Annotated in this window: 17 protein-coding genes; 8 read left to right on the top strand and 9 right to left on the bottom strand. The window is 64.1% G+C overall.

Translation table 11 applies throughout. The annotated features are described in order from the left end of the window. The first annotated feature begins 123 nt into the window (after positions 1–123). Positions 124–4,953, top strand: a complete 4,830-nt coding sequence (locus NR193_RS16805; RefSeq protein ID WP_256751905.1) for an NAD-glutamate dehydrogenase — start codon at positions 124–126, stop codon at positions 4,951–4,953. A 147-nt stretch (positions 4,954–5,100) separates the two neighbouring features. Next, a complete protein-coding gene (locus tag NR193_RS16800) occupies positions 5,101–6,477 on the top strand; it encodes an MFS transporter (RefSeq protein WP_256751904.1) in 1,377 nt (458 codons plus the stop codon). 156 nt (positions 6,478–6,633) lie between these two features. Here the strand turns inward: NR193_RS16800 and purH are convergent, their stop codons facing one another. From purH to NR193_RS16785, 3 genes are all read right to left on the bottom strand, one after another. Further along, a complete protein-coding gene (gene purH / locus NR193_RS16795; RefSeq protein ID WP_256751903.1) occupies positions 6,634–8,250 on the bottom strand; it encodes a bifunctional phosphoribosylaminoimidazolecarboxamide formyltransferase/IMP cyclohydrolase in 1,617 nt (538 codons plus the stop codon). A gap of 94 nt (positions 8,251–8,344) precedes the next feature. Further along, the gene (locus tag NR193_RS16790; protein WP_256751902.1) at positions 8,345–10,069 is read right to left on the bottom strand and encodes a heparinase II/III family protein; all 1,725 of its coding nucleotides are present in this window, start codon (positions 10,067–10,069) and stop codon (positions 8,345–8,347) included. A 162-nt stretch (positions 10,070–10,231) separates the two neighbouring features. Then, positions 10,232–11,056, bottom strand: a complete 825-nt coding sequence (locus NR193_RS16785) for an AraC family transcriptional regulator (protein ID WP_256751901.1) — start codon at positions 11,054–11,056, stop codon at positions 10,232–10,234. A 93-nt stretch (positions 11,057–11,149) separates the two neighbouring features. Between NR193_RS16785 and NR193_RS16780 the strand changes: the two genes are divergently transcribed. Beyond that, entirely contained in the window at positions 11,150–12,082 is a 933-nt protein-coding gene (locus tag NR193_RS16780) for a phytanoyl-CoA dioxygenase family protein (protein ID WP_256751900.1), read from the top strand. Here the strand turns inward: NR193_RS16780 and NR193_RS16775 are convergent. Continuing rightward, positions 12,079–13,467 carry an RsmB/NOP family class I SAM-dependent RNA methyltransferase gene (locus tag NR193_RS16775; protein WP_256751899.1) on the bottom strand — a complete coding sequence of 463 codons (1,389 nt, stop codon included), beginning with the start codon at positions 13,465–13,467 and terminating at the stop codon, positions 12,079–12,081. The genes NR193_RS16780 and NR193_RS16775 overlap by 4 nt on opposite strands. Then, positions 13,464–14,483, bottom strand: a complete 1,020-nt coding sequence (gene htpX, locus NR193_RS16770) for a zinc metalloprotease HtpX (RefSeq protein ID WP_256751898.1) — start codon at positions 14,481–14,483, stop codon at positions 13,464–13,466. The genes NR193_RS16775 and htpX overlap by 4 nt, the downstream gene beginning before the upstream one ends. A gap of 105 nt (positions 14,484–14,588) precedes the next feature. On the opposite strand from htpX, the gene NR193_RS16765 reads away from it, so the two are divergent. Continuing rightward, a complete protein-coding gene (locus tag NR193_RS16765) occupies positions 14,589–14,810 on the top strand; it encodes a DUF1674 domain-containing protein (RefSeq protein WP_256751897.1) in 222 nt (73 codons plus the stop codon). Positions 14,811–14,919: 109 nt separating this feature from the next. Here the strand turns inward: NR193_RS16765 and NR193_RS16760 are convergent, their stop codons facing one another. Continuing rightward, positions 14,920–15,585 carry an HAD-IA family hydrolase gene (locus NR193_RS16760; protein ID WP_256751896.1) on the bottom strand — a complete coding sequence of 222 codons (666 nt, stop codon included), beginning with the start codon at positions 15,583–15,585 and terminating at the stop codon, positions 14,920–14,922. Between the two features lie 167 nt (positions 15,586–15,752). Here NR193_RS16760 and NR193_RS16755 point away from each other — a divergent pair, with 167 nt between their 5' ends. The 3 genes from NR193_RS16755 (at position 15,753) to NR193_RS16745 (ending at position 19,956) form a co-directional block, all read left to right on the top strand. Beyond that, complete coding sequence (locus NR193_RS16755) at positions 15,753–16,622, top strand: transglutaminase family protein (protein ID WP_256751895.1); 870 nt, start codon at positions 15,753–15,755, stop codon at positions 16,620–16,622. A gap of 345 nt (positions 16,623–16,967) precedes the next feature. Further along, positions 16,968–18,329, top strand: a complete 1,362-nt coding sequence (locus NR193_RS16750; RefSeq protein WP_256751894.1) for a TadE/TadG family type IV pilus assembly protein — start codon at positions 16,968–16,970, stop codon at positions 18,327–18,329. A 358-nt stretch (positions 18,330–18,687) separates the two neighbouring features. Next, entirely contained in the window at positions 18,688–19,956 is a 1,269-nt protein-coding gene (locus NR193_RS16745; protein WP_256751893.1) for a cyclopropane-fatty-acyl-phospholipid synthase family protein, read from the top strand. 1 nt (position 19,957) lies between these two features. On the opposite strand, the gene NR193_RS16740 is transcribed toward NR193_RS16745, so the two are convergent. Next, positions 19,958–20,707 carry an MOSC domain-containing protein gene (locus NR193_RS16740; RefSeq protein WP_256751892.1) on the bottom strand — a complete coding sequence of 250 codons (750 nt, stop codon included), beginning with the start codon at positions 20,705–20,707 and terminating at the stop codon, positions 19,958–19,960. Next, positions 20,707–22,662, bottom strand: coding sequence for an acetate--CoA ligase (acs, locus tag NR193_RS16735; RefSeq protein ID WP_256751891.1), 1,956 nt, complete (start codon positions 22,660–22,662; stop codon positions 20,707–20,709). The genes NR193_RS16740 and acs overlap by 1 nt, the downstream gene beginning before the upstream one ends. Positions 22,663–22,966: 304 nt before the next feature. Between acs and NR193_RS16730 the strand changes: the two genes are divergently transcribed. Continuing rightward, the gene (locus NR193_RS16730; protein ID WP_091576148.1) at positions 22,967–23,239 is read left to right on the top strand and encodes an usg protein; all 273 of its coding nucleotides are present in this window, start codon (positions 22,967–22,969) and stop codon (positions 23,237–23,239) included. 54 nt (positions 23,240–23,293) lie between these two features. Here NR193_RS16730 and NR193_RS16725 read toward each other — a convergent pair whose 3' ends face one another. Further along, positions 23,294–24,328: an aldo/keto reductase gene (locus NR193_RS16725; protein WP_256751890.1), complete on the bottom strand. Its 1,035-nt coding sequence runs from the start codon at positions 24,326–24,328 to the stop codon at positions 23,294–23,296. Between the last annotated feature and the right edge of the window lie 56 nt (positions 24,329–24,384).

Raw genomic sequence — 24,384 nt, 5'->3', positions numbered from 1 at the left:
CATCACGCGGTGGCTTGCCGCCGAATTCCGATATTTCTTTGCAAGCCGTCAAACCTTTGTCGCCAAACAGCGGTCATCTGCTACCATAGTCGCAAAAGCATGTGACGGGAGGGAATTAGCGTCATGGCCAGCCTGAAAACCGCAAGCCAGCCGAAAAAGAACCTGGTAAAGGGGGAAGACAAGTCCGGCAAGCTCGCCGATTATCTGCTGGCCCGAGCCCCTGCCGAAGACATCGCCGCCTATGACGTGGCCGACCTCGTGCGCGCCGCGGATCTCGCCGGGCGCGCCGTCGCGCGACACAAGAAGGGTGATTGCGTCGTCGCCATCGATGTCGATTCCGGTGTCGTCCGCCAGGGCCGGCCGATGACCGTCATCACCGTCGTCAACGACAACATGCCGTTTCTGTTCGATTCCATCCTCGGCGAAATCACCGACGCTGCCGGTGAGCCGCTGCTGGTTACCCATCCGGTCATCGTCGTCAAACATGGCAAGGGCGGCGTCGAGGAAATCCTCGGCGACGGCGGCTCCGTCAAGAGCGACACCACCCACGACCGGCTGAGCGTTATTCATGTCCATATCGGCCGGCTTTCCGTCGAACATGCCGAGGCTTTGGCCGGACGGCTGAAGAAGCTTTTGGGCCAGGTGCGCGCCGCGGTCACCGACTGGAGGCCGATGCTGGCCCGCCTCGACCAGGCGATCTCCGAATTCCGCTACGCGCCGGTGCCGCTCGACAAGGCCAACGTCACCGAGGCGATCGCCTTCCTGGAATGGCTGCGCGATGACAATTTCACCTTTCTCGGCATGCGCGAGTTCAAGTACACCGGCAGCGAGAAAAGCGGCATGCTGGAGCGTTCCGACAAGCCCGGCCTTGGCATCCTGGCCGATCCCGACGTGCTGGTGCTCAGGCGCGGCACCGAAGCTGTGACGACGACACCGGAGATCCGTGCCTTCCTGCACGGGCCAGAGCCGCTGATCGTCACCAAGGCCAATGCCAAGTCGGTGGTGCATCGCCGCATCTATCTCGACTACATCGGCGTCAAGACCTACACCGCCAAGGGGGTGCTTTCGGGCGAACTGCGCATCGTCGGTCTGTTCACGTCGACCGCCTACACGCGCTCGGTGATGAAAATCCCGTATCTCAGGTCGAAGGCCGAAACCATCATCGCCAAATCCGGCTTCAATCCGGAGGATCATTCCGGCAAGGCGCTGATCAACGTGCTGGAGAGCTATCCGCGCGACGAACTGTTCCAGGTCCCGGTGCCGATCCTGCGCAAGCACGCCGAGGCCATTCTGGGGCTGGTGGAGCGGCCTCGCGTCAGGGCACTGGTGCGCGCCGACCAGTTCGACCGCTTCGTCTCGATCCTCGTCTTCGTGCCGCGCGACCGCTACGACAGTGTCGTGCGCGAGAAGATCGGCGCCTATCTCAAGACGGTGTTCGAAGGGCGGCTGTCGGCATACTATCCGGCTTTCCCGGAAGGCGGGCTGGCGCGCGTTCACTTCATCATCGGCCGCTCCGGCGGCAAGACGCCGAAAATCGAGCAGGCGACGATCGAGGCGGCGATCCGCGACATCGTGCGGACCTGGGAGGACGCGCTACGCGAAACAGCGGCCGAATCCGGCGCCGATCCGGCGCTGTCGGCAATCGCCTCGCGGTTTTCCGAAAGCTATCGCGACAGTTTCTCGCCAGCCGTGGCGCTGGTCGATGCCGGGCGCATCGCCAGCATCAGCGCCAGCAATCCGATCGCCATCGACTACTACCGTCACGGCGAGCAGAAGCCGCATCAGGCGGCGCTGAAGATCTATCACCACGGCAGCCCGGTGGCGCTGTCGCGGCGGGTGCCGGTGCTGGAAAACATCGGCTTCCGCGTCATCAGCGAGCGCACCTTCGAGGTCGGCGACGACGCGACCGGCACGATCAATAGTGATCAGCCCGGCATGATCAATAGGGATCAGCCTGGCATGGTCTTCATCCACGACATGGAGCTCGAGAACAGCTACGGCAAGCCGATCGACCTTGGCGATCATGGCGCGCTGTTCGAGGACGCATTCCTCGCCGTCTGGCGCGGCGACGTCGACAATGATGGCTACAACGGCCTTGCTCAGACCGCCGGCCTTTGGTCGGGCGAGATCACCATCCTGCGCGCCTATGGCCGCTATCTGCAGCAGGTGGGCATCCCGCAGAGCCAGGATTTCATCGCCGCGGCGCTCAATCGCTATCCCGAGATCGCGCGCGGCCTGCATGCCCTGTTCCTCGCCCGGCTCGGTCCGACCGCCGAAACGGAAGGCGTCGTGGCGGCCAAGCATCTCAAGGCCAAGATCAAGGACGCGCTGGAAGACGTTCCCAACATCGACGACGACACCATCATCCGCCGCTATCTCAACCTGATCGAAGCCTCGCTGCGCACCAATCATTTCGTTGCCGATACGAAAGACAAGGGCCAGTCGCTGGCGATCAAGCTTGATTCGCGCTCGGTCGATGGTTTGCCCGAGCCGCGGCCGTGGCGGGAAATCTTTGTCTACGGTTCCGAGGTCGAAGGGGTGCATCTGCGCTTCGGCCCCGTGGCGCGCGGCGGCCTGCGCTGGTCGGACCGTGCCCAGGATTACCGCACCGAGGTGCTCGGCCTGGTCAAGGCGCAGCAGGTCAAGAACGCCGTCATCGTGCCGGTCGGCGCCAAGGGCGGCTTCTTCCCCAAGCGCCTGCCGGCGGGCGGCAGCCGCGACGCCATTTTCGAAGCCGGCACGTCGGCATACAAGAACTATGTTTCGAGCCTTTTGTCGATCACCGACAATATCGGCCTCGACGGGGTCATTCCGCCGGCCGGCGTGGTGCGCCGCGACCAGGACGATCCGTATTTCGTCGTCGCCGCCGACAAGGGCACGGCGACCTTCTCCGACACCGCCAACGCGATCAGCGAGAGCCATGGCTTCTGGCTCGACGACGCCTTCGCCAGCGGCGGTTCGGCCGGCTACGACCACAAGAAGATGGGCATCACCGCCAAGGGCGCCTGGGAAGCGGTCAAGCGGCATTTCCGCGAGATGAACCGCGACATCCAGACCTCTCCCTTCACCGTCGTCGGTGTCGGTGACATGTCGGGCGACGTGTTCGGCAACGGCATGCTGCTGTCCGAGAAGACCCGGCTGATCGCCGCCTTCGACCATCGCGACATCTTCATCGACCCGGATCCGGACATGGCGGCGTCGCTGGCCGAGCGCCAGCGCATGTTCGCGTTGCCGCGTTCGAGCTGGCAGGATTACGACAAGACGAAACTGTCGGAAGGCGGCGTCATCGTTTCGCGCAACCAGAAGTCGATCACCTTGCCGGCAGCGGCCGCCGCGGCCATCGGCCTTGGCAAGACCACGGCGTCGCCGGTCGAGATCCTGAACGCCATCCTCAAGGCGCCGGTCGACCTTCTTTGGTTCGGCGGTATCGGCACTTATCTGAGGGCATCCACCGAGACCAATGCTGATGTCGGCGACCGCGCCAACGACGCCATCCGCATTACGGCGCTCGACGTGCGCGCCAAGGTGATCGGCGAGGGCGCCAATCTCGGCGTGACGCAACGGGCGCGTATCGAGTTCGGCCTGAACGGCGGTCGCTGCAATTCCGACGCCATCGACAATTCGGGCGGTGTCAACTGCTCCGACGTCGAGGTCAATATCAAGATCGCGCTGGCATCCGCCATGCGCAAGGGATCGCTGACACGCCCGGCGCGCAACAAGTTGCTCTCCGAGATGACCGGGGAGGTCGGCGCACTGGTGCTCTCCAACAACTACGAGCAGACGCTGGCGCTTTCCATCGCCCGCAAGCGCGGGCTCGCCGACATCGCTCACCAGAGCCGCTTCATGACGGCGCTGGAAGCGCGCGGCCTGCTCAATCGCACCGTGGAGACGCTGCCGTCGCCGGCGACCCTTGCCGAGCGCGAAGCCCGCGGCGAACCGCTGACCAGGGCCGAGCTCGGCGTGCTGCTTGCCTACGCCAAGATCGTGCTGTTTTCCGACATCGTCGCCAGCGACGCGCCGGACGAACCGCATTTCGACCGCGACCTGATGGACTATTTCCCGGCGCGCATGGCGAAGAAATTCGCGTCCGAGATCCACGGCCATCGCCTGCGCCGCGAGATCATCGCCCGCGTCGTTGCCAACGACCTGGTCAACCGGGGTGGACCGTCCTTCGTCAACCGGCTGCAGGAGGCGACCGGTCGCAGTGTCGCCGATGTTGTCCGCACCTTCGCGGTCGTCCGCGACGGATTTGCCTTGCCGGCGCTCTATCGCGAGATCGATGCGCTCGACAACCACATCGACGGACAGGTCCAGCTCGATCTCTACCAGGCGGTCAGCCGGCTGATCTACGTGACCAGCGGCTGGTATCTCAAGAACGATGCCGGCACGGCTGGGCTGGCCCAGCGCATCGCCGAACTGCAGGAAGCACGCAAGGCGCTGGAACCGAAACTCGCCTCGCTGCTGCCGGCCTTCTCGCGCGAGCGGATCGAGGAGAAGCGGCATGACCTGTTCAAGAGCGGCGCGCCGGAAGGGCTAGCCGAACAGCTGGCGCTGACCGACGTGGCTGAACTGATCCCCGACATCGCGCTGACGGCGCGGACGGCCAATGCCGACATCGTCGCCGCCGCGAAGGCGTTCTTCGCGGTCAGCGATGCCTTCCGCATCCCGCGCGTCGAGGACGCGGCGCGTTCGATTACGCCTTCCGACTACTATGACCAGCTGGCGCTGTCGCGCGCCACCGACACGATCGGCTCGGCGAGGCGTGGCATCGCGGTGGCGGCGCTCACCGGCCATGCCAAGGCGGCGGATCCGGTGGCGGCGTGGCTGGAGGCCGGTGGCGAGCGGGTGGCGCGCATCCGCGAGCGGCTGCAGGCGCTGACCGAGGGCGGCGACATCACCGTGTCGCGGCTGTCGGTCGCATCCGGCCTGATGAGCGATCTGTCCGCGCGATGATCGCCTGCCAGATCGGGCGAGATTGCCGGCGGGAACTACGCTATAGAGCGATACGGCGCCCTGCTTCGGGGCTCCGTCAGGCATGATTCCGAAAAGTGGATGCCGGTTTTCGGGCAGGATCATGGTCAACAAAAAGACGGAGGGGACATGACCGAGGTGGCAGTGCAGCGGGCGTCGGGGCGTGGCATCTGGGGATGGATGTTCTTCGACTGGGCGGCGCAGCCGTTCTTCACCGTCGTCACCACCTTTATCTTCGGCCCCTATTTCGTCTCGCGCATGGCGAGCGATCCGAACACCGGACAGGCCGTCTGGGGTTACGGCATCGCCGCGGCAGGGCTGGTCATCGCCGTGCTGTCGCCGATCCTCGGCTCGATCGCCGACCAGACCGGACCGCGCAAGCCATGGATCGCGTTCTTCGCCGCGATCAAGATCACCAGCCTGACCCTGCTCTGGTTCGCTGCACCCGGCTCCAACCTGTTCCTGGTCGTGGCCTTGTTTTCTCTGGCCTCGGTAGCGGCGGAATTCTCGACCGTGTTCAACGATTCGATGATGCCGCGCCTGGTGCCGAAACGCGAGATCGGCCGGATCTCCAACATTGCCTGGGGCCTCGGCTATCTCGGCGGCATGATCGCCCTGATCTTCGTCGTCACTTGCATGGCCGGCTCGCCGGAAACCGGCAAGACGATCATCGGCATCGACCCGCTGTTCGGGCTCGACCCGAAGCTTGGCGAGGATGCCAGGGCCACCGGACCGCTGTCGGCGGGCTGGTACTTCCTGTTCATCCTGCCCATGTTCTTCTTCACGCCGGACGCCATCAGGGGCATCCCGATCGGGCCGGCGGTGCGCGAAGGCCTGTCGGAACTGAAATCGACGCTGGCCGAGGTGCGCCGGCGCGGCGGCATCTTCCGCTTCCTCGTCGCCCGCATGATCTACCAGGACGGCGTCAATGCGCTGCTGGCGCTGGGTGGCACCTTCGCGGCGGCGATGTTCCACTGGTCGATTACCGAGATCGGCATGTTCGGCATCATCCTCAACGTGGTGGCCATCTTCGGCTGCTGGATCGCCGCGCGCCTCGATACCGCACTCGGCTCCAAGGTGGTGGTGATGATTGCGCTGGTGATGCTGTCGGTCGCCACGATCGGCGTCGTCTCGACCGGTCCGGGCTTCACGCTGCTCGGCCTGATACAGCTGCCGACGGTCGATTCGGGCGGGCTGTTCGGCACGGCGGCCGAAAAGGCCTACATCATGTACGGGCTGTTGATCGGCCTGGCCTTCGGGCCGGTGCAGGCGTCGTCGCGTTCCTACATGGCGCGCAGCGTGACGGCGGCGGAATCCGGCCGCTATTTCGGCATCTATGCGCTGGCCGGTCGGGCAACCAGCTTTCTGGCGCCATTCCTGGTGGCGACGATCACCGCGCTCAGCGGCTCGGCTCGGCTCGGCATGGCGGTGATCATCCTGTTCCTGGCCATAGGCATGGCGATCCTGATCAGGACGCCATATCCGGCGGACCGGCCGGCGGAATAAGAGCCGTTCGACAATTCTACTCCGCTGGCCGCCTGACGCGGTTTTCTGTGCTTCCGGTGCTCACGGACTTGAACGTCCGCTCCGCTCCGGTTCTCGAAACCCGCGCCATCCGACTCAGCGGAGCGAATTCTCAGAACGCCTCTGTGCTGGCGCTAGCTAATGCCGGAAATGCCTCACGCCCGTGAACACCATGGCGATGCCGTGTTCGTCGGCGGCGGCGATGACGTCGTCGTCACGCATCGAGCCGCCCGGCTGGATAACCGCGGTGGCGCCGGCTTCGATCGCAGATAGCAAGCCGTCGGCGAACGGGAAGAAAGCGTCGGAGGCGACGACAGAGCCCTTGGTCAGCGGCTCGGCAAGGCCCGCTGCCTCGGCGGCGTCGATGGCCTTGCGCGCGGCGATGCGCGAGGAATCGACCCGGCTCATCTGGCCGGCGCCGATGCCGACGGTGGCTCCGCCCTTAACGTAGACGATGGCATTCGACTTGACGTGCTTGGCGACGCGGAAGGCGAACTTCAGGTCGGCCATTTCGACCGGTGTCGGCGCCCGCTTTGTCACCACCTTCAGCTCGAGGTCGTCTACGACGGCATTGTCCCTGCCCTGGACGAGCATGCCACCGGCGACGGATTTGACCGTCGTGCCAGGGGTGCGCGGGTCCGGCAAACCATCGGTGACCAGCAGGCGCAGGTTCTTCTTCGCCGCGACGATTGCCGCCGCCTCGTCGGTGGCGCCGGGCGCGATGATGACCTCGGTGAAGGTTTTCACGATCTCTTCGGCGGCCTCGGCGTCGAGGATACGGTTCATGGCGACGATGCCGCCGAAGGCCGAGACCGGATCGCAGGCGAGCGCCTTGGCGTAGGCTGCCTTCAGCGACGTGCCTTCAGCGACGCCGCATGGGTTGGCATGCTTGATGATGGCAACGGCGGCGGAGCGGTCCGGATCGAATTCGCCGACCAGTTCGAAAGCGGCGTCGGTGTCGTTGATGTTGTTGTAGGAGAGCTGCTTGCCCTGAAGCTGGCGTGCGGTGGCGACGCCTGGGCGCTTGTCGCCGTTGACGTAGAAGCCGGCGCTCTGGTGCGGGTTCTCGCCATAGCGCATCACCTCGACCAGCCTGCCGCCAAAGGCGCGCCAGGTCGGATGCTCGATCTCGAGCGCCTCGGCGAACCAGCCGGAGATCGCCGCATCATAGCTGGCGGTGCGGGCAAAGGCCTTGGCCGCCAGCTTCTTGCGGAAATCCAGCGACAGCGAGCCGAAATTCATCTCCAGCGCATTGAGCACCGAGGCGTAATCGCCGGGGTCGGTGACGATGGCGACATAGGCGTGATTCTTGGCCGAGGCACGGATCATCGCCGGGCCGCCAATGTCGATGTTCTCGACGATCGCGGCATAGTCGGCGCCGGAGCGGCGGACTTCCTCGAAAGGGTAGAGATTGGAGATGACCAGATCGATCGGCTCGATCTTGTGGTCGCGCATCGCCTTGGCATGCTCGGGGTCGTCACGCACGCCAAGCAGCGCGCCGTGCACCGAAGGATGCAGCGTCTTGACGCGGCCATCCATGATCTCGGGAAAACCGGTGAGCTCGGAAACGTCGCGTACGGCCATGCCGGCTTCGGCGATCGCCTTGGCTGTGCCGCCGGTGGAGACCAGCTCGACGCCGGCGGCCGCCAGCGCCCTTGCGAGATCGATGAGGCCGGTCTTGTCGAAAACGGAGAGCAGTGCGCGACGGACGGGAACGAGGTCAGGAGCGGGGATGTTCTTGGCGGCGACGGCCATGGGCTGGCGGCCTTTCACGGCTGGAGGGGCAAGTCCGCGCCGTAGCACATGACATCAGGAAATCAAGCCGCAAGGTCAGTCCTGGCGGACACAGTCAGTTGTTTTCCGGGTAGCCGGCGACGCTGGTGCGCGTCAGCTGCCAGTGGACCTCGGCAACATCCGATGCCTTGAAGGCGAGCACGATCTGCCGGCTGCGGCGCGGGCCGCCAAGGCCGGCGAAATAGATCGATTCCTCGACCTCCGGCACCACTTCGCTGGAGGTGAACACCCAGGTGTCGGCCTGATCTCCGGCCAGCACCAGGCGATCGTGTTCGTCCTGCAGCAGGTCGATGTCGGGGTGGACGTGGAAGCGGATGGTGATGAAATCGCGGCCGTTGTTGCGGATCGCGGCATTGCCCGGCCTCAGGAACCGGTCCCTGCCAGCCAGCACGTTGCCATTCGTCGACAGTTTCAGCTCGCGCTCATGCAGGAAGCCGAAGCGGGCGACATAGCCATCGTGGCGGGCGATGAAACCCTGAACGCCCTTCTGGTCGGTGCGCTTGCATGGGACGTGCTGCGGGCCGCCGATCAACGGCGAACCGAGCAGGTCGTTGACGCGTAGCGAATGGCTGAAGCGTGCCGACGAGGTGTCGTTGATGGTGGCGGTCGAGTGCGCGGCCGTGGCGCGGGCCAGCGGCCGGAACTCGGCGGCGCCATAGGTGTCGATGCCGGCATTGACGATGTAGTGCTGGCGGCCGGACGACAGTTCGAAGGCGAGGCATCCGGCGTGCGCGGCGTTGGACACGTCGACCGGCGGCGGCAGGCCGGTGTCGGCGATGACGGTGACGCCACCCATCGACAGGCGCTCATAGCCCGAATGCGGCGCATGCAAGAGCGGTGCGCCGGCGGTGTCGTCGTGGCGCAGGATGGTGGCGATGCGGTCGTGGATGGTGGCGCCCATGCCGTTGAAGCGGGCGAGGCTGCCGTCCTGGTGGCGGAAGAAGCGCAGCGCCGGCAGCATGCGGTCGATGGCGCCGATCAGCGCCTGCGGCGGCGTTTCCGCCTGGTTGGCATAGGTCTGGCGCAGCGGCAAAAGGTCGGCGAGGATTTCCAGCACCGCCATCGGATTGCGCGAGATGTGTCCGCCGTCGGCGAGGATCTGGCGGTCGAGTTCCTCGGCGAGGTTGCGGGTGGCGCCGCGCAGTGCCGATGCCGGTGCCGGCAAGGACAACGCGGCGAAGGCCAGCGCGATGCGGGCGCGCAGCCGGTCCTTGCCGTCCGGCATCTCGCGCGCCATCGACCTGAGGTAGCGGATCTGCATGGCGAGCGATTTCAGGAAGGCGCGATAGAAGGGAAACTCGGCGCCCTGCAACACGACAGAGGAATGCTGCAGCCAGGCGATGATGCGCTTGGCCGTCGTGCCGGGCTCCCAGGCAACGCCGGAAATATGGCTGCCATGCATGGCGATCCAGTCGGCGACCAGCGCGCGGGCGTTGGCGGCGGCAAGCTCGGTGCCGGCGGCGCGCATGTGGCGCAACCAGCGAAAGCCATGCAGCGTCTTTTGCCAGCCGTGGTTGGGTACGTTGATCTGGAAAGGCGACTTGCCGCCGGTCTCGACCAGGTGCCCCGACAAGGGGTAGCGGCCGTAGTAAATCTCGAGCGCGATCTGCGGGTCGGCAAGGCGCAGGTCCGGCGGCGCGATCAGCACACGCTCCGGCGTGCGGCCGGAATAGCGCCAGCGATAGACCGGCCCGGCACGCAGGCGCCGGCGCGTTTTGCGCCAGAACTCCTTCGCGACAAGCGTCCATAGACGCGTCGTGCTGCTGGCAGCCAGTGCCAAAACCCCTCCTGGTCGTCCTCTACCCCAAGCTCAAGCTTATATGATTCAAGAACTTATGCGAAGGCGGATTCCGCCAAGGTGAAGGGCTTCACTCTCAGGCGGCATCATCGACCCCAAAAAAGTCAAGCCTTTCCGGGATCATATGGGTGCTCGCGTCGCTGTTCATTTCCTCGTGTGGCGGTATCGAAATTCACTGGGCGAACACATCTCACGATTGCGAAAGAGCCGGGAAAAATAGAAGGCATCGTGTATGCCGACCGCCATGGCCACCGCCTCGACGGGTGAATCGGTGGTCACCAGCAATTGCTTGGCGAGGTCGAGCCGGATACGCAATTGGAATGCCTTGGGCGACAGCCCGGTATGCAGTGCGAACTTGCGGCGCAGGGTCGCCGGCGACATTCTGAATTTCGCGGCGAACGCCTTGAAGTCAAGCGGTTCGACCGCGCGATTGCGCAGTTCCTCGACGGCGCGCTGAAAATCGGGATGGCTTTCGCTGTTGCCCCAGCCAATCGCCTGCCGGGCGGCCCGCACGACCAATCGATGCACGGTGGCAGCGGCCTCCGCCTGACTTAGCGCGGTATCCGGGGACAGCTCGGCATACAGCCGGTCAAACAGCCGCTGCATGTCGCCGAGGTCGGACAGCCGAACGACCGGCGCCTGTTCGGCGATCAGCCGCATGCGCGTGAAATCCCGCGTCATGGCACCTTCGAAGAGCGCCCAGCGCTCGGTCCATCCCGACTCGTCCGGCCCATAAGAATGCGCTTTGCCGGGGAACAGCCAGAACAGGCTGGGCGCCGCGATCGCCTGCTTGCCCGCGGCCCTGGTTTCCAGCCAGCCCTTGCCTTGCTCCACCAGCACCACGGCAAAATCCGGCAGCCTTCGCCCGACAATGGCTTGCTCGACACGATGGCGACCGACACCGGTCACGGACAAGCCGCCCATCGCGGCCGAGGGCGACCGGTACAATGCCAATTGGCGGTCAGGCATGAGCGAAAAGTCCAGGTTGAATCTTCTGTTCATGGGCACTGGCCGGCACAATAGGGCATTGTCAGCCCAGGCTGGAAGCCATGGGTGATTGAAATGTCGATATCGCAGGCAAAATCAACATTGCAAGACGTTCCCCCAGTCGCCCTTGCGGCCAACGGCAAGGTGCTGTCGACGGCGACGAACCGGTTGGGATATCTCACCCCGACCGATCCGTCCGCCGGCATCGAGACCATTCGCCATCTCTATGGGATGCAAGGCTATGTCTGGCTAAAAGGCCTGTTGCCACGCAGCTGCGTGATCGATTTTCGCGGCTGGGTGTTTTCGCATCTGGCGGATACCGGGTTGGTCAGGCCTGGGCTCGATCCCGCGCTCGGCATAGCGGCGGCCGGCGCATTCGACCGGCAACTGGCCGATCGCCGCATCATGTCGCTGGTCCGTTCGGCTGCCTATGAAGGCTTTTGCGCGCAACCGCTCTTGTCCCGATTCATGGACGAATTCCTGGGCGGGCTGTCCTACCTGCACAAGCGAAAGATCATGCGTTTCACCCAGCCGGGATCGCCTGTCGCGACGCCGGCGCACTACGATCTTGTCTATCTGCGCGGCGGCACCAGCCGTATCGTTACGGCCTGGATACCCCTGGGCGACATTTCAGTCGATATGGGCGGCCTCGTCTATCTCGAGGGGTCGCATGCGATCGGCGCCGGCATGGAAGCCCGGTTCAACGAGAACAATGCCGGCCTGGATCCCCAGGAACGGATCAGCGCCTACAACCGCAACATGACCGAGGGCGGCTGGGTGTCGAGAGATCTGCCCGAAATGGCCGAGCGGTTCGATTCGCGTTGGCTGATCGCGGATTTCGAGGCGGGCGACGTCGTGCTTCACTCGCCCTACATGATCCATGCCTCGGCGACCAACCAGAGCCCAGACGGGCGAATCCGGCTGTCCACGGACATCCGTTTTCAAAACGTCGATGACGAAATCGACGCACGGTGGGCGAACCACTGGAGTCTGGACGACATGCTCTAGGATGTTCGACGCATGCGGGCGGCGAAGAAGCCATCGAGCCCCGAGCGTTCCGGCGCGCCGAGGTCGAGATCGGCGGGCGTCGTGCGCAGCGTGCCTTGCAGCGTCAGGAACGGATCGATGCCGGCAATCTCACCTTGCCGCAGCGGATCGTCGACGACCGCCGCTGTCGCCTCGAGAAAGGCGCGATGCAGGTCTTCGCCCTCGAGCGGGTCGAGCGAACAGTTGGAAAAGACGATCCTGCCGCCGGGCTTGACGAGGGTGACGGCGCGGGCGAGCAGCCTGCGTTGCAGGTCCGCGAGCTTTTCGACATCGGCCGCCGTCTTGGTCCATGGCACGTCGGGATGCCGGCGCACCGTGCCGGTCGACGAGCAGGGCGCGTCGAGAAGAACGGCGTCGAACAGCTCTTCCGGCTGGTATTTGAGCAGATCAGCCTGGACGATGTCGGCGGACAGGCCGAGGCGGTCGAGATTCTGCGCCAGCCGCGCCAGCCGGTTCTTCGAAGTGTCGACCGCGGTGACCTTGGCGCCCGCGAGAATCAATTGCGCGGTCTTGCCGCCGGGGGCGGCGCAGAGATCGGCGACGCGCAGGCCCCTGACATCGCCGAACAGCCTTGCCGGAAGGCTGGCCGCCGCATCCTGAACCCACCAGGCGCCTTCGGCAAAGCCCGGTAATTCGGTGACGGGACCAGCAAGCTTCTCCACCCGCACCGTACCGGTCGGCAGGACGATGCCGCCGAGCTGTTCGGCCCAGAGCTGGGGATCGGCCTTGACCGAGAAGTCGACAGGCGCCTCGTGCCGATGCGCGGCGAGAATCTGTCTGGCCTTCTCCGTACCGTAGGCGGCCTTCAGCCGGTCGGAAAACCATTTTGGCGCTTCGTCTGTGGCGGCAAGCGCGGCAGGCAGCTCGGTTTCCTTGGCGCGGGCCAGCGTGCGCAGCACGCCGTTGACCAGGCCGGAGAAGCGCACGGTGCGCGGATCGGTCTTTGCGTGGGTCACGGCCAGGTCGACGGCGGCGCTGTCGGGAATGTCGAGGAACAGGATCTGCGCGGCCGCCACGTGCAAGATGTGCGACAGTGCGGTGGCGTTGGGCGGCAGCGACTTTTCCAGGCGTCGCGCCAGCAGCCCCGTGATGGTCATGCGATAGCGCAGCGCGGTGACCAGGATGGCGCGGACCAGGCCACGGTCGCGCGGGTCGAGCGCCTTGTATTGCGGGTGGCCGTTTTCGTGGTCGGTCAGTCCGTCGAGCGGCGTCCTGGCATCGATGACGGCGGCAAGCAGGCGCGCCGCCGCTTTGCGCGCGGCAAGACCGGCGACGAATTCGCCGCCGGCATTGTGTTCCTGATCGCCTGAAACCGTGCGTCGTGGTGCTCTGTCCGCCACGCTCACGACCACCGGCCCCTGGGCCCGGTCGGGTTCCGGCCCCACGGGTTGGGTTTCGGCTTGGCCGGCTCCGCCGGCTGCTCCGGCCGCGCGACCTGGTCCCATGGGCCCGAAGGCCGCTGTTCGTCCGCCTGCCGTGGTGTCGGGGCCTGACGCGGGGCGGCCTGGGCGGCGCCAGCCATCTGCCGCGCCATCGCCTGAAGGGCGGCGATGCGGTTCTCGGTGCTCGGGTGGGTGGAGAACAGACTGTCCATGCGCTCGCCGGAGAGAGGATTGATGATGAAGAGGTGGGCCATTGCCGGGTTGCGCTCGGCATCGAGGTTGGGAATGCGTTCGGCGCCGCGGGCGATCTTGTCAAGCGCTGACGCCAGCCAGAGCGGGTGTCCACAGATTTCGGCACCGCGCCGGTCGGCTTCGTATTCGCGGGTACGGCTGACCGCCATCTGCACGACCATCGCGGCAAAGGGCGCCACGATCATAGCCGCCAGCACGCCAACAAAGCCGAACGGGTTGTTGTTGTCGCGATTGCCGCCGAGGAAGAAGGCGAAATTGCCGAGCATCGAGATGGCACCGGCAAAGGTTGCCACGATCGTCATCGTCAGCGTGTCGCGATGCTGGACGTGAGCGAGTTCATGCGCCATCACCGCGGCAACTTCCTCATGCGTCAGTGCCTGCAAAAGGCCGGTGGAGGCGGCGACCGCCGCATTCTGTGGGTTGCGGCCCGTGGCGAAGGCGTTCGGCTGCGGATTGTCGATCAGGTAGGTCTTCGGCATCGGCAGGCCGGCACGCTCGGCGAGGCCCTGGACGATCGCGTGGTATTCGGGCGCGTTTTTTTCGCCGACCTCGACAGCGCGGTTCATCGACAGCACCATCTTGTCGGCGTTCCAGTAGCTGAACAGATTGGTGCCGGCGGCGATCACCAGGGCGATCATCATGCCGCCCGATCCGCCGATCAGGAAACCGACACCCATGAACAGCGCGGTCATCGCGGCAAGAAGCATGGCGGTGCGAAGTGTGTTCATCGTCTGCTCCTGTCCAGAGGGTGGCAAAAAGGGGTCGATCGTCGCGGGTTCATCGCTATATGATGGGAAACGCCAGGTCCCGTTTCAATCCGCCGGAAATATCGCATGAACGACGAAACCAGTAAAACGCCTGCCGGCCAAGGCGGCGACGCGCCGCAAAAAAAACTGACGCCGGCCGCGCGCCGCGCGCTGGCCGAGGCCGAGGCACGGCGGCAAGACTATCGCCAGAAGGAAGCAGCGATGCCGAAGGAAATCGGCGGCCGTGGCGGCAAGGAACCCGGCCGTTATGGCGACTGGGAGGTGAAGGGGTTGACCAGCGATTTCTAGCGCCTGGTCTAGGGCCTGTTCCATCCCGATGGGATCGGGATGGGGCTCTATCTCTTTGTTTGAACATGATCTTTCCCGAAAACCGGATTCCACTTTTCGGGATCATGCTCTAGGCGGCGCTGCGCTGCGGCTCCAGCGCGATCCAGCCACGCTCGTCGATGGTGATGCCGATCGTTTCGTAACCAGCGATCGCGGCATGTTGCGTGGGCAGCGGATGCTGGTGCGTGGCGTTGATCACCATGACCGCGGCCTCCGCGGCCTCGGCCGCCGCTATGCCGGCCGGAGCATCCTCGAATACGAGGCAATCACGCGCATCGAAGCCGAGCCGGTTCGCGCCGAGCCGGAAGCAATCGGGCGCTGGCTTGCCACGGGAAACATCTTCCGCCGCGACGAGGATGGAAGGGATGGGAATGCCGGCAGCGACCATGCGCAACAGCGCCAGTTCGCGTGGCGCGGAAGTCACGATCGCCCAGCGTTCAGGCGGCAGCGAGTTGAGAAACGCCGCAGCGCCGGCGATCTGAACAATGCCATCCAGATCGGCGGCTTCGGCCTTCAGCAGCAGATCGGCTTCATATGCCGGATCGACTCCTGGGAGTGCCAGGCGGGTAATCGTCTCGATCGCCCGCACGCCATGGATCGTTGGCAGGAAGGCTGCGACGTCCAAGCCCTGCCGCCGTGCCCAATTGCTCCACACCCGTTCCGCCGATGCGATGGAATTGATGAGCGTGCCGTCCATATCGAAGAGGAAGGCGGCGAATTTTCTGCCTGCGAACATGGTTTTCCTTGAATCGGGGGGAACGTGTCGAGGGAAGGCCCAACCGTAACGTCAAGGCGCGGGCATGGGAAGGCGCGGGCAGGACTTTTCAATCGGCCTAGGGAACTACGGCACCCCTCCCGCGTTTGAGCAAAACTGTTTTCCACGACGATCGAAGGGGACCCGCGATGCTGATCCGGCTCGGCTACGAAATCGCCATCGAATGCGCCGAGGCTATCCCGGTGATTTCCCTGCTTGAGATCCACAAGGACAGGCAGGCCGACATCAAGCGGCAGACGCGCGTGCTGACATCGCCTTCGGTGCCGACCAGGCTCTACCATGACCTCCACGGCAATGCCTGCCGTCGCTTCACGGCGCCCGCCGGCGGCTTTCGCATCCTCTACGATGCCGTCGTCGAGGACAGCGGCGAGACCGACGAGGTCAATACGCTGGCCAGGGAAGTGCCGGTGGCGGAATTGCCCGACGAGGTCCTTGGTTATCTCCTGGGCAGCCGCTATTGCGAGACCGATCATCTCAGCAATCTCGCCTGGCAACTGTTCGGCCATCTGCCGCCCGGCTGGGCACGGGTGCAGGCGATCGTCGACTATGTCCACAACCGCCTGTCCTTCGGCTATGGCTATGCCCGTTCGACCCGCACGGCCGCACAGGCGCATGAGGAGCGGGTCGGGGTCTGCCGCGACTTCGCTCATCTGGCGATCACGCTCTGCCGTTGCATGAACATTCCGGCGCGCTACGTGAACGGCTATCTCGGTGACATCGGCGTGCCGATCGATCCGGCGCCGATGGATTTCTCGGCCTGGCTGGAAGTGTTCCTCGACGGCAAGTGGTACACATTCGATGCCCGCCACAACACGCCGAGGATCGGCCGCGTCGTCATCGCGCGCGGCCGCGATGCGACCGACGTGCCGCTGCTGCACAGCTTCGGCCAGCATCGGCTCAACCTCTTCAAGGTATGGACCTACGAACAGGACAGCAATCTGTTCAACCCGCCCTATCACGGCGTCGACAGGACGGCCAGCGCGCGGATGCTGGCCTAGTCTCCGGCGGTTGGCACCTGCACCGAGTTCGTTCGAACGCGATTTTTTTGGTCCTGCGGCTTCGGGACAGCTGGCCCGCTTCGGCACACAAGCCGCGTGCCGCAACGGGACGTCATCGGGTATTTCGCGATCCCTGGGTCGATCATGGTAAGCGGCTCGTAGAACGCCGGAGCGGCGATGGCTTTCTGTTTACCAGTTGTTCACCATCCTGCAGTCCGAAACCAAGCAAAAACAATGCGTTGCTTGTGAACCCTCTCACCTGGTGGGGCGTAGCGTCGTCACCCGGCTGGAATCCTGCATTGCCCTCCCTGCGGCGATAAGGCCGAGGCATGCGGAGGCTGTTGGATGCGGAATTACGGGGGTCTTGTCCACGCGGTCGGCGGTTTCGCCAGACATCGCGGTGGAAATTTCGCGGTCCTGTTCAGCCTTGCCGCATCGGTCTTGTCGCTCGGTGTTGGCTTTTCCGTCAACGTATCACAGCTCTACAATGCCAAATCGAGCCTGCAGGGCGTGGTCGACGCCGCCGTGACGTCGACGGCGCGCGATCTGACGACCGGCGTCATCAAGGAAGCCGATGCCAACAAATCTGTGCAGGCCTTTCTCGACGCCAACAGCCAGGCAGGCATCCTGCAGGCTGACCAGATCGTGCTGGACAAGCTGACGCTCGACAAGAACGCCAAGACGGTCCAGGCGGACGTCCATGTCGATGTCGCCTTGTTCTTCCCGATTCTTGGCATGGGCGACATGAAACGCGTCGCCGCCTCGACGACGGCGCTCTATTCGGACAAGACCATCGAAGTGGCGATGATGCTCGACGTGACCGGTTCGATGGCGGGTCAGAAGATCAAGGACCTGAGGGCGGCGGCGAGCAATGCGGTGGACAGTTTCCTGGGTGGTCAGGATCCCAGCAAGCCAAGGGTACGCGTTTCCATCGTGCCCTATGCCAATTCGGTCAATGCCGGTCAGCTTGCGGTCAGTAGCGTCTACGTCGAAGCCAACGCCAGCGAGCGCAAGCAGGCGCCCGGCAATGCAAGCGCCCAGCTTGCCTCTGCTTCGCCGCGCCCGGACAACTGCGCCACCGAACGCAAGGGTGTCGATCAGTATTCGGACGCGGGTCCCGACTCCAGCATGGTCAATCGGGACTACCTGCTGTCGGGCTTTGCCACGAATACACGCACCGCCGCTTGCCCAGTCGCCGCGCTCGTGCCTTTGACGGCCGACGCCGCCACGCTCAAGAACGTCATCAAGGATCTTGTCGCTTCGGGCGGCACGGCCGGCCATATCGGCGTCCAGTGGACCTGGTACATGCTTTCGGAAAGCTGGGGCAGCGTGCTCAACGCTTCGCAACGGCCCGCCAAGGCTGATCCGAAGAAAGTTGGCAAGTACGCGATCCTTATGACGGACGGCGAATTCAACCTGTCCTATTTCGATGCCACCAGCGTGAACGGTGTCTATAACGATGCCGGCAAGGAAGCGACCCGCACTGCGGCGACAAAGCTCTGCGCCGCCATGCGCAACAAAGGCATAGAAATCTTCACGATCGGCTTCAAACTCGATGAGACCAATGCCGTCACGACACTGCAGACCTGTGCCAGCCCCGATACGGGTTCAGTCAAGCACTTCTACCAGGCCGCCGACGGCGTCGAATTGGATACGGCCTTCCAGACAATCGCCCGGAACATCGAGACATTGGCGTTGACGAAATAGAGTTCGGCCCAAAAGGAAAAGGCCGCCGCTTCTTTCGAAGCCGGCGGCCTTCCGTGTTTCCGTCCATGGCGCGGCCTCTAGCGGCGACCCATAAGGTCACCCGCCGCGCATCTCGCGCCTTAACGGGAAGACTGCTTCCCGAAAGTGCAATCCGCTGAGGCCACGTTCTGGAAAACGAAATCACTCGACATCGGATCACCTCCTTTCGATTTGTTGAACACGCACAGATGATGGGGTCTCATTTGGAAAATGGCAAGGCATCACCCTCAAAAAGCCGGGTGGTGTGTCTTTCAAGACGCGCCGGCTTGCAGTTCAGGGGCAAAGAGACAACATTGCTGCACTCGCTTCGGGAGGAAGCATGGACGCCACCGACAAGGCCGCGCGGATCGTTCGAACGGTCGTTGAAACGCTGAAGCCGGGCTTTGCGGTCAAGCTCTGGACCGGCGAGCGGATTGGCCCAGCCACCGGTCCGGTGCTCACAATCAACGACCAGGATATTGCCTGGCAGATCATTCGCCGCCCCTCCTTCTCGACGCTGATCGAGATGTGGATTTCCAAGGCGGTCGATATCGAAGACGGATCACTGTTTGATTTCTACGCCCTGCCTTCGCAAGGCAAGCTCAGGTCGAAACTCAAGGCATTGCCGAAGCTGGCGATCCTGCGCGACTTGCCCGCCGTTCTGTTTTCGAGAAAGCAGATGACAACGCGGGTCGATCTTGCCGGACGAAACCCTTTCGTCAGCGGATCGAGCAAGGAGGCGATCCAGCATCACTACGACATCTCGAACGCCTTCTATCGGCTCTTCCTCGACGAACGCATGGTCTACAGCTGCGGTTACTTCAAGGATTTCGCCAACGGCATCGACGAGGCGCAGGCCGACAAGCTCGACCATATCTGCCGCAAGCTGCGGCTGAAGCCCGGCGAAAGATTGCTCGACATAGGCTGCGGCTGGGGAGCGATGCTGATCCATGCCGCGAAAAATTACGGCGTCACCGGCCACGGCGTCTCGCTGTCTGAAGCCCAGACGAAACTCGCCCGTGAGCGCATTCGCGCCGAGGGGCTGGAGGACAAGATCACCATCGAGATAAAATCCTACGCCGAGCTCACTGGCACCTTCGACAAGATATCGTCGATCGGCATGTTCGAGCATCTGGGGCTCGCCAACCATGCCGCCTACTTCTCCACCATCCACCGGCTGCTGAAGCCAGGCGGCATCTATCTGCATCACGCCATCACCAGGCGCAGCAAGGGCGACATGAAGAAGACCCTGCGCAAGGGGCCGGAATACAAGGCGCTGATCAAATACATCTTCCCCGGCGGTGAACTCGACACGATCGGCATGACGCTCGGCAATCTCGAGGCGCATGGCTTCCTCGTCCACGACGTCGAGAATCTGCGCGAGCATTATGCGCGCACCTGCAGGCTGTGGGCCGAGCGCCTTCATGCACGATTCGACGAGGCGATCGCCGAGGTCGGCGAGGCCAAGGCGCGTCTGTGGCTGCTCTACCTGACCGGCTGTTCGATCACCTTCGAACGCGCTTCGGCGCAGATTTTCCAGACTGTCGCCACCAGGCGCGCGCGCGGCTCGAGCGGCCTGCCGCCGACGCGGGCGGATCTGTACCGATAGCTTACAGGAAGCGCATCGCGTCGCCGACCTCGACGTTGGCCGGCCGATCGACCGTGCAGTAGACGCCGAGATTGTGCGCGTTGTGGCGAACCAGATTGCGCAGGATCGCCGGGTCGTGGTCGAAGCCATCCTGGCCGATGATGGTGAAGCCGCAACGGCGGCAGGGCTCTGAGATGGTCAACAGCAATTCGCCGATCGCGAGCCTGCGGCCGATCCATTCCGTCTCCGGAAACGAGCCTTCCACCGGAGCCATGTCGACGACGATATTGGGTCGGAAGCGACGCGGGTCGGCGGTGCCCTCCGGATGCAGCGCCTTCAGCCGCGCCAGCGACGCCGTGGTCAGAAGATGGATCGGGGCCTTGCGATAGCGTTCCGCCGTCAGCGGGCCGGAGTAGCCGACGGCAGCGTACTCCCTGCGAAACGGCCGGATCGAGGCTTCGAAGCCGAGATAGTCCGATACCGACCGATCGCTTTCGGCGCCGGGGGCCGGCAGCCATTCGCCGCCCGGCACGGCAACTTCGAGTTCGCGGTTGCGTGTCAGCCGGGTCCTGATGCGAGGCACGTTATGCCATTTCGCATCTCGATCCGGCCGTGCGATCTCATTGTCGGAGGCGTCGACCAGGCCGAACATGCGGTCGCCCGCGATGCCTTCGACCTCGATCGAGATTGCATCCAGCCGCTCGCCGGCAAGCGAACTCGCCGGATAGCGCCAGAGCTCGCTGACAGTGCCCAGCAAAGCCTCGTCGCGCATCAATCCTTCTTGTTCTGCCGGTTGGCGATCAGGTCGTCGACGACGGCTGGATCGGCCAGCGTCGAGGTGTCGCCAAGCGCGGCAAAATCGTCCTCGGCGATCTTGCGCAGGATGCGGCGCATGATCTTGCCGGAACGCGTCTTCGGCAGGCCGGGCGCGAACTGGATCTTGTCGGGTGAAGCGATGGCGCCGATCTCCTTGCGGACATGGGCGACAAGCTCCTTGCGCAGCTCCTCGCTGGGCGGCGCTCCGGCCATCAGCGTGACGTAGCAATAGATGCCCTGGCCCTTGATGTCGTGGGGGTAACCGACGACGGCGGCTTCGGAAACCTTGTCGTGGCTGACGAGCGCGGATTCGACTTCCGCCGTGCCCATGCGATGCCCGGAGACGTTGATGACGTCGTCAACGCGGCCGGTGATCCAGTAATAGCCGTCGGCGTCACGGCGGCAGCCGTCGCCGGTGAAGTACTTGCCCTTGTAGGTGGAAAAATAGGTCTGCTCGAAGCGCTCATGATCGCCATAGACGGTGCGCATCTGGCCAGGCCAGGAATCGGTGATGCAGAGATTGCCGTCGGCGGCACCCTCCAGCACCTTGCCTTCGCCGTCGACCAGCTGCGGCTGGACGCCGAAGAAGGGTCGCGTCGCCGAGCCCGCCTTGAGGTCGGTCGCACCCGGCAGCGGCGTGATCAGGATGCCGCCGGTCTCGGTCTGCCACCAGGTGTCGACGATCGGCACCTTGCCGTTGCCGATGACGTTGAAATACCACTCCCAGGCTTCCGGATTGATCGGCTCGCCGACCGAACCCAGCACGCGCAGTGACTTGCGCGAGGTCTTGGTGACATGGCTGTCCCCTGCGCCCATCAGTGCGCGCAATGCCGTCGGCGCGGTGTAGAAGATGTTGACCTTGTGCTTGTCGATGACTTCCCAGAAGCGGGCCTGCGACGGATAGTTCGGCACGCCTTCGAACATCAGCGTGGTGGCGCCGTTGGCGAGCGGACCGTAGACGATGTAGCTGTGGCCGGTGACCCAGCCGACATCGGCGGTGCACCAGTAGACGTCGCCGTCATGGTAGTCGAAGACATATTGGTGCGTCATCGACGCGTAGACGAGGTAGCCGGCGGTGGTGTGCAGCACGCCCTTCGGCTTGCCGGTCGAACCGGATGTGTAAAGGATGAACAGCGGGTCTTCCGCCTTCATCTTCTCCGGCTTGCACTCTGCCTTCACCGTCGCGACCTCGTCGTGGTACCAGACGTCGCGTCCCGGTGCCCAGCCGATCTTGCCGCCGGTGCGGCGCACGACGAGGACGTTCTTCACCATGACGAAGTTCTTCGCGGCGATGTCGATCGCCTTGTCGGTATTCTCCTTCAGCGGAATGGCCTTGCCACCGCGCAGGCCTTCATCGGATGTGATGACGAAGGTCGATTCGCAGTCGACGATGCGGCCGGCCAGAGCGTCCGGCGAAAAGCCGCCGAAGACGATCGAATGGATGGCGCCGATACGCGTGCAGGCGAGCATCGCATAGGCGGCTTCCGGGATCATCGGCATGTAGATGGTGACGCGGTCGCCCTTCTTGACGCCGTACTTCTTCATCACGTTGGCGAGCCGGCACACATGCTCGTAGAGCTCGTTGTAGGTGATCTTCTTGTCGTCGTAGGGGTTGTCGCCTTCCCAGATGATGGCGGTCTGGTTGCCGCGCTTCTTCAGGTGCCGGTCAATGCAGTTGTAGGAGACGTTGGTCAGCCCGTCCTCGAACCATTTGATCGAGACCTTGCCGTCGAAGGAGGTGTTCTTGACCTTGCTGTAGGGCTTGAACCAGTCGATGCGCTTGCCGTGCTTGCCCCAGAACCTGTCCGGATTCTTGACGCTGTCGGCGTACCATTTCAGGTAGGTGTCATTATCGATCAGCGCGTTCTTCTTCCACGCCGGCTGGACGCGATGGACATGCACATCGGACATTTTTCACTTTCCTCCCGAACCAAACCGCCGGCTTGAAACGCCGGCGGGGATCACGGCGACGGGGCCGCGAATTCGGCGGCATTATTACCAGTTCCGCGGTAACGGCAACATTAGACGTTGGATTCGCGTGGCGGGATGCCGCAGGGGCACTCTCCGGCGCTGTCAGCACTCGACAAAGGTCGCTGCTAACTGCATGTTTTTGCGCGGAAAACCCCCTTGCGATCAGGAAAAATCAATAGACAGTTAAGCAACGGCGCGCACAATCCAACGTTGGGAGGAAAGGAGAATCAACCTGGGGACCGCCATGCGCGACCATTCCGAAATGGACCTGATGCTCAAAGGCTACGGCTTGACCACGGCCAAGATTCTTTATCATTTCCCCGACCATCCGCATCTGCTGCAGAGCTTCATCTGGCAGGATTACGACCTGGCGCCGAAGTTTCCGGTGCTGATCCGGTTCATTGAGTTCTGGAAGGCCCGGCTCGACGGGCCACTGCATTCAGTCAGCTACACGCACCAGAAGCTGATCGCGCCGAACGAATGGCGCAAGGTCGACGGCGAATTCGTGCTGCATTGAAAAAAGCGGCGGCCTGAGAGCCGCCGACTGTTGTTGATCTGAGGGTTGTTCCGCTCAGACCGCCGGCGGGTTAAGCCTGGCGAAACCTTCCTGGCGGCGATAGGGGAAATACGGGTAGGGCGCGGTGACTTCGCTCGCCGCGTCGAGTTCCCTGATCTGCTGCGGCGTCAATGTCCAGCCGACGGCGCCGAGGTTCTGGCGCAGCTGCTCCTCGTTGCGGGCGCCGATGATGACCGAGGACACGGTCGGGCGCTGCAGGAGCCAGTTGATGGCGATCTGCGGCACGCTCTTGCCGGTCTCCTCGGCCACCGCGTCGAGGGCATCCATGACGCGGTAGAGATGCTCGTCGCCGACCGGCGGCCCGAAACTTGCCGTGTCGTGCAGCCGGCTCTTTTCCGGCAGAGGTTGGCCACGGCGGATCTTGCCGGTCAGGCGGCCCCAGCCGAGCGGGCTCCACACCAGGGCGCCGACGCCCTGGTCGAGGCCAAGCGGCATCAGCTCCCACTCATAGTCGCGGCCGACCAGCGAATAGTAGACCTGATGCGCGACATAGCGCGGGTAGCCGTGCCTGTCGGCCAGGCCAAGCGACTTCATCACTTGCCAGCCGGAAAAGTTGGAGACGCCGACATAGCGCAGCTTGCCGGCGCGCACGAGCTCGTCCAGCGTCGACAGCACCTCCTCGATCGGCGTGCCGGCGTCGAAGGCATGCAGCTGCAAGAGGTCGATGTAGTCGGTGCCGAGACGCGTCAGGGCGTCTTCCACCGATCTGATCAGCCGCGAACGCGACGAGCCGTAGTCGGCCGGCCCGTCGCCCATCGGCAGAGAGGTCTTGGTCGAGATCAGCACGGCATCGCGGCGGCCCTTGATGGCTTCGCCAAGCACTTGTTCCGAAGCGCCGTTCGAATAGACGTCGGCGGTGTCGAACAGGTTGACGCCGGCGTCGAGGCAGATGTCGATCAGCCGCCGCGCCTCCGTGGCGTCGCTGTTGCCCCAGGCGCCGAACAGCGGGCCGGAGCCGCCAAAAGTTCCCGCGCCGAATGACAGCGCCGGCACTTTCAGGCCCGATGCGCCGAGACGTCGATAGTCCATTTTTCTGCTCCTGCTGGTGTGGAAGGAAGGGATGTCGAAAGCGGTCTGGCTTTGCC

Origin of the sequence: Mesorhizobium sp. Mes31 (genome assembly GCF_024519675.1) — a bacterium.
Lineage (GTDB): Bacteria > Pseudomonadota > Alphaproteobacteria > Rhizobiales > Rhizobiaceae > Mesorhizobium.
The sequence above is the reverse complement of the archived record's forward strand: the minus strand, read 5'-3'. Positions and strand labels throughout refer to the sequence as shown.